Origin of the sequence: Saliniramus sp. (assembly GCF_035311605.1) — a bacterium.
Classification (GTDB): Bacteria; Pseudomonadota; Alphaproteobacteria; order Rhizobiales; family Beijerinckiaceae; genus Saliniramus.
This window is the reverse complement of the sequence record NZ_DATGCW010000217.1, coordinates 1-10,621: the sequence shown is the minus strand read 5'-3', so window position 1 is coordinate 10,621 and position 10,621 is coordinate 1. Positions and strand designations below refer to the sequence as shown.

The following is a 10,621-nucleotide window of genomic DNA, read 5'->3' as shown; positions in this document are numbered from 1 at the left end:
TATCGCCGGCGCGCCAAGACCATCAATTTCGGCATCATCTACGGCATTTCCGCCTTCGGCCTCGCCAATCGGCTCGGGATCGGGCGCGAGGAGGCGGGGGCCTATATCAAGCAGTATTTCGAGCGGTTCCCCGGCATCAGGGATTACATGGAGGAGACCAAGACTTATTGCCGCGAGCACGGCTACGTCTCGACGATTTTCGGGCGCGCCTGCCATTATCCCGCGATCCGTGCCGGCAATGCCAATGAGCGCATGGCGGTGGAGCGCCAGGCGATCAACGCCCCGATCCAGGGCTCGGCCGCCGACATCATCCGCCGCGCCATGATCCGCATGGAAGACGCGCTGTCACGCTCCAAGCTGCATGCGCAGATGCTGTTGCAGGTGCATGACGAGCTGATCTTCGAGGTGCCGGAGGATGAGGTGGACGAGACCATCCCGCTGATCACCAGGATCATGCGCGAGGCCCCCGCTCCGGCGCTCACCCTGAGAGTGCCCCTCGAAGTCGAGGCCCGGGCGGCGGATAACTGGGACGAGGCGCATTGAGGCGGCTGCGCCCCGAACAGAAAAGCCGGGGCATGTGGCCCCGGCTTTGATCTCAGATCAATGCGCATATACCCGAATCAGCGCACGGCGCGTAACTGCGGCTTCTGGCGGCGCGGAGCCGGACGGGCGGCGCCGGCGTCGTTTTCATGCGCCTCGATGAAATCGCAGATGCGCGGGGCAATCTCGCGGCGGAAGCGACCGCCGTTGAAGACGCCGTAATGGCCGACGCGCTCCTGCAGGTGGTAGGTCTTCTTCTCTTCCGGCAGATTGGGCGTGAGCTCCAGCGCCGCCCTGGTCTGGCCGATGCCGGAAATATCGTCGTTCTCGCCCTCGATCGCCATGATGGCGCAATGGCGGATGGCGCCGAGATCGACCTTCTCGTCGCGATGCATCATCTCGCCCTTGGGCAGGGCATGCTGCACGAACACGGTTTCGACCGTCTGCAGGTAGAACTCGGCGGTGAGATCCATCACGGCGAGATATTCGTCATAGAAATCCCGGTGCTTCTCGGCAGAATCACCGTCATTCTCGACGAGATGGTTGAACATGTCCCAATGCGCCGAGATATGCCGGTCGAGATTCATCGCCATGAAGCCCGAGAGCTGGAAGAAGCCGGGATAGACGTCACGCCACAGGCCCGGATTGGGCGGCGGCACCTTGACGATGCAGTTGCGGCGAAACCACTCCGTACCACGTTCCTGCGCGCCCTTGTTCACGGCGGTTGGGGATTTGCGGGTATCGATCGGGCCGCCCATCAGGATCATCGAGGAGGGGACGCAATCATCCTCCATCGCTTCCATCCGCGCCACGGCCGCGAGCACGGGCACGGCAGGCTGGCAGACGGCCATGATATGGACGTCCGGCCCGAGCAGATGGCAGATATCGATGATATAGTCGATGTAATCATCGAGATCGAAACTGCCGTCGCTCAGCGGTACCTCGCGGGCATCCACCCAGTCGGTGATATAGACGTCATGCGTGGGCAGGAAGGTCTCGACCGTGCCGCGCAACAGCGTGGCATAGTGGCCCGACATCGGTGCGACGATCAGCAGCTTGGGCTGCGGGTCGACACCACGCGGCAACATCCTGTCGAAATGGATGAGATTGCAGAAGGGCTTGTGCCAGACGACACGCTCGCGAACCGCGACCTCGCGGCCGTTTATCTCGGTGGTGTCGAGATCGAATGACGGCTTGCCGTAGCGGCGTGTGGTGCGTTCGAACAACTCACACCCGGCCGCCATTGCCTTGCCATAGGGCGTATAGCTTAGCGGGTTGGCGGGATTCTTGAAGAACAGACGGGTCGCGTCGTTTGCGGCACGGGCGGGCGAGAGCAGGATGTGCCCGGCCTCGTAATAGAAATACGCGAGATCCATGAATCATAACCTCCAGCGGCTTCGTCGGGATATCCGGCACCGCAATGTTGCAGTACAACATACAGGAATTAAGCGTTCAGTTCCACAGGGCAATAGCGTGGTTCGTGCGCAAATGGTCGAAGACCGGATTTCCGCCCACGCGCAGACATCAGGGTTCGTGCCGGCGGATAATGGCGGCGCTAAATTGGAATGTTTCTAAAGTATTGATTTTCCTTGTTAATTCCCATTGACGCTGTCTTCGCAAAGCTCTAGCTCATAAAACGCCGCGCGCTCCGGGAAGTTTTGTGGCGCATGCGGATTCTCACGGCGACGCACGTTTCAGCCGATTGGCTGCGCCGATAGCGCCGCTGACCCGCCGTTTCGCAGGCCGGGTGCTGCGCGGGGATGCGAAAGCAGGAGAGTGACAATGAACGGCTTGCGCGCGCTGACCTCCGGATCCCCGGCTGGACAAACGGATCCGAATGCCGGCACAAGGCGTGATGCCGCTGCGGTGCGGATCCCCGCTGTAACGGATCCGCAGCCGTCGGCGCCTGATGGCGATGTCATCCGCCCCGCTGCTCCGACATGCCCGGCGGGTCTGATCGGCGGTGCGGCCTACGCCGGTGCCAGCGGCCCGCCGCTGATGATCATCGAGCGGCTCAAGCGCGTGTACCGTGCGGACGAGCGCCCCGCCGTGGATGGCGTCACGCTTGATGTCTATGAGGGCGAGCTCCTCGCCCTGCTCGGCCCGTCCGGCTGCGGCAAGACCACCACCCTGCGCATGATCGGCGGATTCGAGCAGCCGGATGCCGGGCGCATCGTCATGCGTGGCCAGGACATCACGGATCTGCCCCCGGAAAAGCGCGGTATCGGTTTCGTCTTTCAGGATTACGCCCTGTTTCCGCATCTCGACGTGTTCGATAATGTCCGCTTCGGCCTCAACAGGCTGCCGCGCAGGCAGGCGGAAGCCCGCGTGCGCGAGATGCTCGAACTCGTCGGTCTCTCGGATCTGGCGAAGCGCAGGCCGCACGAACTTTCCGGCGGCCAGCAGCAGCGTGTGGCGCTTGCGCGCACCCTCGCGCTGGCGCCGTCCCTCGTCCTGATGGACGAGCCGTTTTCCAATCTCGATGCCGCGATGCGGGTCGAGACCCGCCAGGAAGTGCGTGCATTGTTGAAGGAAGCGGGCTCCGCCGGCATCCTCGTCACCCATGATCAGGAGGAAGCGCTGGCGCTGGCCGATCGCATCGTGGTGATGGAAGCCGGCAAGGTCTGCCAGATCGGCACGCCGGACGAGATCTATCGCCATCCGGTCAGCTCGTTCGTTGCGAGCTTCATCGGCCGCTCGAACATCGTCACCGGCAAGGCCGAGGGGCTCGGCGCCGAGACGCCGTTCGGTCGGGTGGAATTGTCCAAGGCCGTCAGTGGCACGGTCGATCTCGCCGTGCGCCCCGAACAGATCCTCCTGGAGCCGCATGCCGATGGCGAAGCCGAGGTGATCGGGCGCGAATATCGCGGCCATGACCAGCTCTACTGGGTCAGGAAGGGCGAGCGCCGGCTGCTGGTGATCAGCGGCCCGGCCGAGCAGATCGAGGTCGGAGCGCGGGTCAATCTGCGCGTCTGCGACTGCGTCGTGCCGATCAATCAGGATATTGAAACCCTGATCGCGGAATGAGGCTTCACAATGATTGCGCGGCGGCGCGATCAATGAAGGTCGGCGCACCATGCCGTCCCGCCTCGTCGACACAGCCGCCGGCAAGCCAGTAATCCAGAAAATTGTTGATCCAGACATTCACGGCGGGATCGTGGATCAGGCGCCCTTCGAGATGCTCCCTGCGCGGTTTGGCGCCGGGTAGCTTCATGCGCTCATGCGCCCGCGTGGTCCAGCGGCAGGTCATGGCATAGGTGACTTCCGGATGGAACTGGAAGGCATAGGCGGCAGGACCGTAACGCACCGCCTGGACGGGGAAATCGTCGCCGGTGGCCAGAGTCACCGCACCGGGCGGGCAATCGAAACCTTCGCGATGCCAGTGATAGACATGATCCGGCCAGGGCGTGCCAAGGCGCTTCTCCACGCTGAGCCCGGCATGGGTCGGCGTCAGCGGATAATAACCGATCTCGGCGCGCCCTTCTTCATGCGCATAGACCCGCGCTCCCAGATGCCGGGCCATGATCTGCGCGCCGAGGCACAGGCCGAGGTAGGGCTTGCGCTCCTTCAGTGGTACGGCGATCCAGTCGGTCTCGCGCCGGATGAAGTCCTCCTCGTCATTGGCGCTCATCGGCCCGCCGAAGATTACCGCGCCGGCATGACCGGCGAGCGTCTCGGGCAGCGGATCGCCATAGCGGGGGCGGCGAATATCGAGGGGGTAGCCGCGCTCCATGAGCAGGCGTCCGACGCGACCGGGCGTCGAGGTCTCCTGGTGCAGGACGATGAGAACGGGGGATTTGTCCGGGTCTGGTGGGATCATGGCTGAGCCGTCTGCGTCTCCCTGATGGCGGTGATGGCGTCGTCGTCAAAGCCGAGCAGGCGTCCGACGCGCCAGACGAGATTTTCCTCGATCTCTCGCATCGCCCCGTCTGCAGAGGCGACGGCGAAGGCCAGCGTCAGGGCGCGGCGGCGATCATCTTCACCGCGACCGATCATCTCGAGGATTTCCGATACGTCACTGATCTCATCATCAAGGACCTGTGCGCGCCTGACAAGATGCGTCGCCTCACGGGCCGATCGGCAGAAATGCGCGTGCGCCGCCGCTTCCAGGCGCCGACGCTCCGCATCGCTGAAGCGCCCGTCGACTCGCGCCACGTGAACCAGCAGCGTCGCTGCGCCCAGATGCGCCGGGTCAGGCCAGAGCCCCTGCCGCGCGGACCGGAAGCCGAAGAAGATTGCGGCAGATTTAAGCAGACGCACGAAGGACATGACGGAACCGGAAGCAGGTGTGCGCGTAGAATCGATCATACCTGTCATATGGTGTGCCATGGTGTCGATGAAAGCAAGCTTCGGGCCATTTTTCGGCCAGAAGCTTGCACCATGCGCGGATCAGCCTGCGAACCGGCGTCGGTCATGCGGCCCGCAAATGGCCAAGGAAGGCATGCATCTCATTGCGCAGACGCTCAGCCTGGCTGGTGAGTTCGCCCGAGGCCGCGCGCAGTTCATCGGCCTTGGCATTGGTCTCACCGGCCGCCTGGGTCACCTCGGCGACGCTGGCGGAAATGCTCTGCGCACCAGTGGCTGCCGTCGATACCGAGCGGGCGATTTCGGAGGTTGCGGCGCGCTGCTGCTCGACGGCGGCGGAGACGGTCGTCGAGATCCCCGAGATCTCCCGGATCGTTTTCGTGATGCCCTGGATCGCATCCACGACATCGACGGAAGCGCCTTGCACCGAGGCAATCTGCGCGCTGATGTCCTCGGTCGCCTTCGCGGTCTGGGAAGCGAGATTCTTCACCTCCTGTGCCACCACGGCAAACCCCTTGCCGGCTTCGCCGGCGCGAGCGGCCTCGATGGTGGCGTTGAGGGCGAGCAGATTGGTCTGGGCGGCGATCTCGTTGATCAGTCCGACAACCTCGCCGATGCGGCTGGTGGCTTCGCCGAGAGCCTCGACCTTGCCGGATACGCTGCCGGCTTCCTCGACGGCGCTGCCCGCGATCTCGGCGGCCTGCGAGACCTGCTCGCCGATCTCGCTGATGGAGGCGCTGAGCTCTTCGGTGGCGGAGGCGACGGCATTGACGTCGGCGCCGGCCCTTTGCGAGGCCTCGCCGGCCTCGCTCCCGCGCTCGGCGGTGCGGCCCGAAAGGGCGACCATGCCATCGGCATTGCTCTCGATCTGCGTTGCGGCGCCGCTCAGGGACTGGACGATCGCCGCAACCGAGCTCTCCAGGGAATTGGCGAGGCGCAGCATCGTGTCGCGACGCTCCTCCTCGGCGCGCGCCTGGACCTGCGCCTGCGCCTCCCGCCGCGCCTCGTCCTCGCGCATGGCCGCTTGCGCCGCCTGCTCGGCGGCTGCCGCCTCCTTGCGGGCGATGCGGCGGATGAGGCGGAAGACGAGCCCGATCATGCCGGCGCCGATCAGGAGCACCGCGCCGATGAGCAGCGTGAAGGAAAGGTTGCGCGTCTGCGCCATGGTCTGCGCCGTGCTGCTGACATCCCAGGTTGTGCGGGCGGCGAAGAGCGGATTGCCGTCTGGGGCGCGTATGTCGATGGTCGCGCTGTCGGTTGCGGCGTCGGTCGGCATGGCCAGATTTTCCGGGCGGGCCAGGACCGCACCCGTCTCGCGGTTTTCGAAGGTGATCGCCATGCCCATGCGCCGATCGGCCTCGGCGAGGGCATGAAGCGGGTCGGCATGAATGACGAGATAGCCGGCCAGACGCAATCCGCCCACGGGTGCCACCACACTCATGCGCGGTTCGCCGTCCTCAGACCAGATATGGGCGATCCGGGCCAGCCGCGCCGCGCCTTCGCGCTCGGCGAGTTGCGTCATCAACGCTGACGGGATCCCGGTCTCACCGGTGGCGTCATGCATGGCCAAAGCCGTGAGATCGGCGTCGAGAGTTGCGAGGCCGCGTATGGCGACGGCCCCGGATGTCACCGCATCGCGGCGCAGCATCTGCGGCAGGGTCGCGGCCAGCGCTGCCCCGTCACCGTCGCTCACGCCTTCGCGAAGGCTCTGTTCCTGGGCAATTTCGGCGGCCAGCGACTCGAGCGTGGCCGCATGCTCGGTCCAGACCGCATCATCGACATAGCGGTTGAAGAGCGCCCCGATCTGTTCGGCATTGGCCGCGCTGACGGCGCTCTCGTAGCGATCGGTGACGTATTGCATCACAGCGAGCGCCGCAATGCCGTTGAGCAGGGCGCCGATGACGAGGATGGAGAGCAGCCGTCCATGGTCGGACAGCATGCGCGCGAACATACCTTGCCTGAAAAGCCGGCGCGAAGACATGCTGGGAGACTCCGTTCAAGGGAACAGGGAAAAGAAGGGGCCCGTCGTCCTGGCCGACGGGCCGTTATCGCATTGTGATGCTCAGTTTGTGACCAGCGGCAGGCCGAGATCGCGCCATTCGGTCATGCCGAGCGCGTAATAGCTGACATTGGTGTAGCCGTAATCGACCGCCATCTCGGCGGCATTGGCCGCGCGCCCGCAGCTCAGACCATTGCAGTAGAAAAGGACCGGGCTATCCATCGCCGGGACATGCGCGGCGAGATCGGCGGCGCCGGTGATGTCGGTATCGATCAGGCGGATGGCGCCTTCGATATGGCCCGCATCGTAATCGGCCACCGAACGGTTATCGAGGATGACGAGGTCCGGGGTGGATTCGATCAGGGTGATGACGCCTTCGGCATCAACCGTGGTGGCGCCGGGAATTTCCATCGGCGCTTCTCCGGCATGGGCCGAGAAGGCGAGGCTGGCGGCAAAGCAGATGCCCAGCGTGGTCTTGACGATTTGATGCATGTGAACGCTCCTCTACGCGAATACGATCGTATTGCTGCTCATTTTGCGTGGCCGCATCCGAAGCAACCGATTCAGAACGTGCCGATGCCATTGCAACGACAACGTGACGGTTGTAATACAAAGGCAAAAACATTAAGATTCCACTTATTCGCGTAATTTTGCTTTTTAATTCAGACTATAAATTATTATTTATTTCGAATTTTATCCGTAATCCTGTCAAATTTTTCTTGCCGGTTGAATGAATATGAAGAATTTATAGTCTCTTATTGCATAAAATACAACTTAAAATATATTAAATGAATCCTGGATGCAACATTCACAAAGCTGGACAAGAAGCATTCCACGCGCCAAAGTGGCAAACTGAGGCGTTTGCGCACAGACGGGTTTTCCGCGCTGCCGGCGGTATGTTCTTGCCTGCCGCCAGACGAAATCAACGCGGAGGAAATAAAAATGTTGTCCTTGAAATCCACACTCAGGTTCGGCGTCGCTGCAGCTGGCCTCACCTTGGCCATTGGTGCTGCGCCTTCCGGCGCGCTCGCCCAGCAGCAATTCATCTCGATCGGCACTGGCGGCGTGACCGGTGTGTAATATCCGGCCGGCGGTGCGATCTGCCGTCTGATGAATCAGACCCGGCGCGAGCACGGCATCCGCTGCTCGGTGGAATCCACCGGTGGGTCGGTGTTCAACGTCAACGCCATTCGCGGCGGCGATCTCGAATTCGGCATCGTCCAGTCGGATGTACAGTTCAATGCCTTCAACGGCGAGGCGCAATTCGCGGATGGTGGTGCGCATGAGGATCTGCGCGCGGTCTTCTCGCTGCACCCCGAGCCCGCGACGGTCGTGGCGCGCGCCGACAGCGACATCAATGAATTCGACGACCTGGTCGGCAACCGCGTCAATATCGGCAATCCCGGTTCCGGCCAGCGTGCGCTGATGGAAGTCGTGATGGAGCATAAGGGCTGGAGCACGGACGATTTTACGCTGGCTTCCGAACTCGCGCCAACCGAAATGGGCCAGGCCCTGTGCGACAACAACATCGACGCATTCATCTACACGGTCGGTCACCCCTCGGGAGCCATTCAGGAAGTCTCCTCCACCTGTGACGTACGCATCGTCAACGCGAATGACGACGAGTTGATGGCGCTTGTCGCCGAGACGCCGTTCTACTTCCCGGCGACGATCCCCGGCGGCATGTATCGCGGCACGGATGAGGATGTGCAGACCTTCGGTGTCGGCGCGACCTTCGTGACCTCGGCCAATGTCGAGGACGATGTGGTCTACACGCTCGTCGCGTCGGTCTTCGACAATATCGACAACTTCCGTTCGCTCCATCCCGCCTTTGCCAATCTCGATCCGGAGATCATGGCGACTCAGGGCAGTCCGCACCGATGCATCCGGGCGCTGAGCGCTACTTCCGTGAACAGGGCCTGATCGACTGATCAAGCCGGATTGTCTGGCGGTCGCGGCTGCGGCTGCGGCCTGCGGTCGTTGAAACATCATGCGGGGCGGTACATGCGCTGCCCCGCATGAGATTGCGGATCGTGTTTCGCATGCATTTTTCAATGTACGCTTTTCGTACCAATGGTGGGCAATACCCGCATTATCCGACAACACGACAATCGCTCGGGGGACGATGCTGGCGTCAGGGATGCCACCGCATCGAGAGGTGAGGGGAATCTCGCATGAGCAAAGGGGCTCAGGGGCAGGCTGCCGGTGGTGCGAACGGGAAGGGCCAACCCGCACAGGCCGGGTCAGGCCTGAATGACAAGGATCTGCAGGATCTGGTCGCCTCGAACGACAGCGGCGCACGGGCTCCACAGGGCGTCACTGCCTATGTCATCGCCGGTGTGGCTTTGCTCTGGTCGCTGTTCCAGCTCTACATCGCTTCACCGCTGCCCTTCACGCTCTCCGCCTGGACGGGGATGCAGCTCACGCTCAATTCTGCCGAAATCCGGTCGATCCACCTTGCTTTCGCACTGTTTCTTGCCTTTCTCGCTTATCCGGCATCCTCCAGTAGTGCGCGCAACCGGGTTCCGCTGATCGACTGGATTCTCGCCATCGTCGCTGCGGGAGCCGCGCTCTACATCTACATCTACTACCGCGATCTGTCCCGTCGGCCAGGGCTGCCCATCACGCAGGATCTGGTCGCTTCGGGGATTGGCCTGCTCGTCCTGCTCGAAGCCACGCGTCGTGCGCTGGGCCCGCCACTGATGTTTGTCGGCATCGTCTTCATGACGTATGTCTTCTTCGGATCATCCACCTGGATTCCGGACCTGATCCGGTGGGGCGGCGCATCCTTCCCACGGGCGATGGACCAGTTCTGGCTTTCCCCGGGTGGCGTCTTCGGCGTCGGACTGGGCGTCTCCTCCGCCTTCGTCTTCCTCTTTGTGCTGTTCGGCTCACTGCTCGAGAAAGCGGGGGCGGGCAACTATTTCATCAAACTCGCCTTCGCCCTGCTCGGCCATCTGCGGGGCGGTCCGGCCAAGGCGGCGGTGCTTGCCTCGATGATGACGGGCGTGATCTCGGGCTCATCAATCGCCAATGTGGTGACGACGGGCACCTTCACCATCCCGCTGATGAAGCGCGTCGGATTCACGTCAGAGAAAGCCGGTTCGGTCGAGGTCGCCTCATCCGTCAACGGTCAGATCATGCCGCCGGTCATGGGGGCCGCCGCCTTCCTGATGGTGGAATATGTCGGCATTTCCTACACGGAGGTGATCACCCACGCCTTCCTGCCGGCGGTGATCTCCTATATCGCGCTTCTCTACCTCGTCCATCTCGAGGCGGTGAAGGCGGATATGCAGACACTGCCCAAGCCGGTGATCCGCAGCTTCCAGGTGGCACTGCTGCGCATGGGTATCGTGGTTTCCTCGATCGTTATTCTCGCGGGCGTGGTCTATTTCGGCATCCGCTTCCTGCAAACGGTGATACCGGGAATCTCGGCGCCGGTGGTGCTCACCCTGATGGGGCTCGCCTATCTCGCCATGCTCTGGCTCTCCGCGACCAGGCCCGATCTCGAGATCGACGATCCCAACGCGCCGGTGGTGAGGCTGCCCATCGCCAGCGAAGTCGCGGTGACCGGGCTGCATTTCATCCTGCCGATCGTGGTGCTGGTCTGGTTCATCATGATCGAGCAGCTCTCGCCGGGTCTTTCGGCCTTCTATGCGTTTGCGATCCTGATCCTGATCCTGCTCACCCAGCGCCCGATCAAGGCGCTGTTCCGGGGCCTGCATTCCAACGAGATCACCGCGCAGGCGCGGGCCGGTTTCGACGAACTGATCGAGG

General features: G+C 62.9%; 8 protein-coding genes and 1 pseudogene. 4 read left to right on the top strand and 5 right to left on the bottom strand.

The window, feature by feature from the left end; genetic code table 11:
* A partial coding sequence (locus VKP01_RS09880; RefSeq protein WP_324411978.1) for a DNA polymerase occupies positions 1-543 on the top strand: 543 nt, incomplete at its 5' end.
* A gap of 77 nt (positions 544-620) precedes the next feature.
* Here the strand turns inward: VKP01_RS09880 and VKP01_RS09875 are convergent.
* Entirely contained in the window at positions 621-1,916 is a 1,296-nt protein-coding gene (locus tag VKP01_RS09875) for a polyhydroxyalkanoate depolymerase (RefSeq protein ID WP_324411977.1), read from the bottom strand.
* 406 nt (positions 1,917-2,322) lie between these two features.
* Between VKP01_RS09875 and VKP01_RS09870 the strand changes: the two genes are divergently transcribed.
* On the top strand, positions 2,323-3,567 hold the full coding sequence (locus VKP01_RS09870; RefSeq protein WP_324411976.1) for an ABC transporter ATP-binding protein: 1,245 nt from the start codon (positions 2,323-2,325) through the stop codon (positions 3,565-3,567).
* 4 nt (positions 3,568-3,571) lie between these two features.
* Here VKP01_RS09870 and VKP01_RS09865 read toward each other — a convergent pair whose 3' ends face one another.
* From VKP01_RS09865 to VKP01_RS09850, 4 genes are all read right to left on the bottom strand, one after another.
* On the bottom strand, positions 3,572-4,360 hold the full coding sequence (locus VKP01_RS09865; RefSeq protein ID WP_324411975.1) for a glutamine amidotransferase: 789 nt from the start codon (positions 4,358-4,360) through the stop codon (positions 3,572-3,574).
* Positions 4,357-4,809, bottom strand: a complete 453-nt coding sequence (locus VKP01_RS09860; protein WP_324411974.1) for a TerB family tellurite resistance protein — start codon at positions 4,807-4,809, stop codon at positions 4,357-4,359. The genes VKP01_RS09865 and VKP01_RS09860 overlap by 4 nt, the downstream gene beginning before the upstream one ends.
* A gap of 142 nt (positions 4,810-4,951) precedes the next feature.
* Positions 4,952-6,784, bottom strand: a complete 1,833-nt coding sequence (locus tag VKP01_RS09855; RefSeq protein WP_324411973.1) for a methyl-accepting chemotaxis protein — start codon at positions 6,782-6,784, stop codon at positions 4,952-4,954.
* Positions 6,785-6,907: 123 nt separating this feature from the next.
* The gene (locus VKP01_RS09850) at positions 6,908-7,336 is read right to left on the bottom strand and encodes a rhodanese-like domain-containing protein (protein WP_324411972.1); all 429 of its coding nucleotides are present in this window, start codon (positions 7,334-7,336) and stop codon (positions 6,908-6,910) included.
* A 450-nt stretch (positions 7,337-7,786) separates the two neighbouring features.
* Between VKP01_RS09850 and VKP01_RS09845 the strand changes: the two are divergent.
* Both VKP01_RS09845 and VKP01_RS09840 read left to right on the top strand, forming a co-directional pair.
* Positions 7,787-8,775, top strand: a pseudogene (locus VKP01_RS09845) (TAXI family TRAP transporter solute-binding subunit).
* Positions 8,776-9,018: 243 nt separating this feature from the next.
* Positions 9,019-10,621: TRAP transporter fused permease subunit (locus VKP01_RS09840; protein ID WP_324411971.1), on the top strand; the 1,603-nt coding region annotated here is incomplete at its 3' end.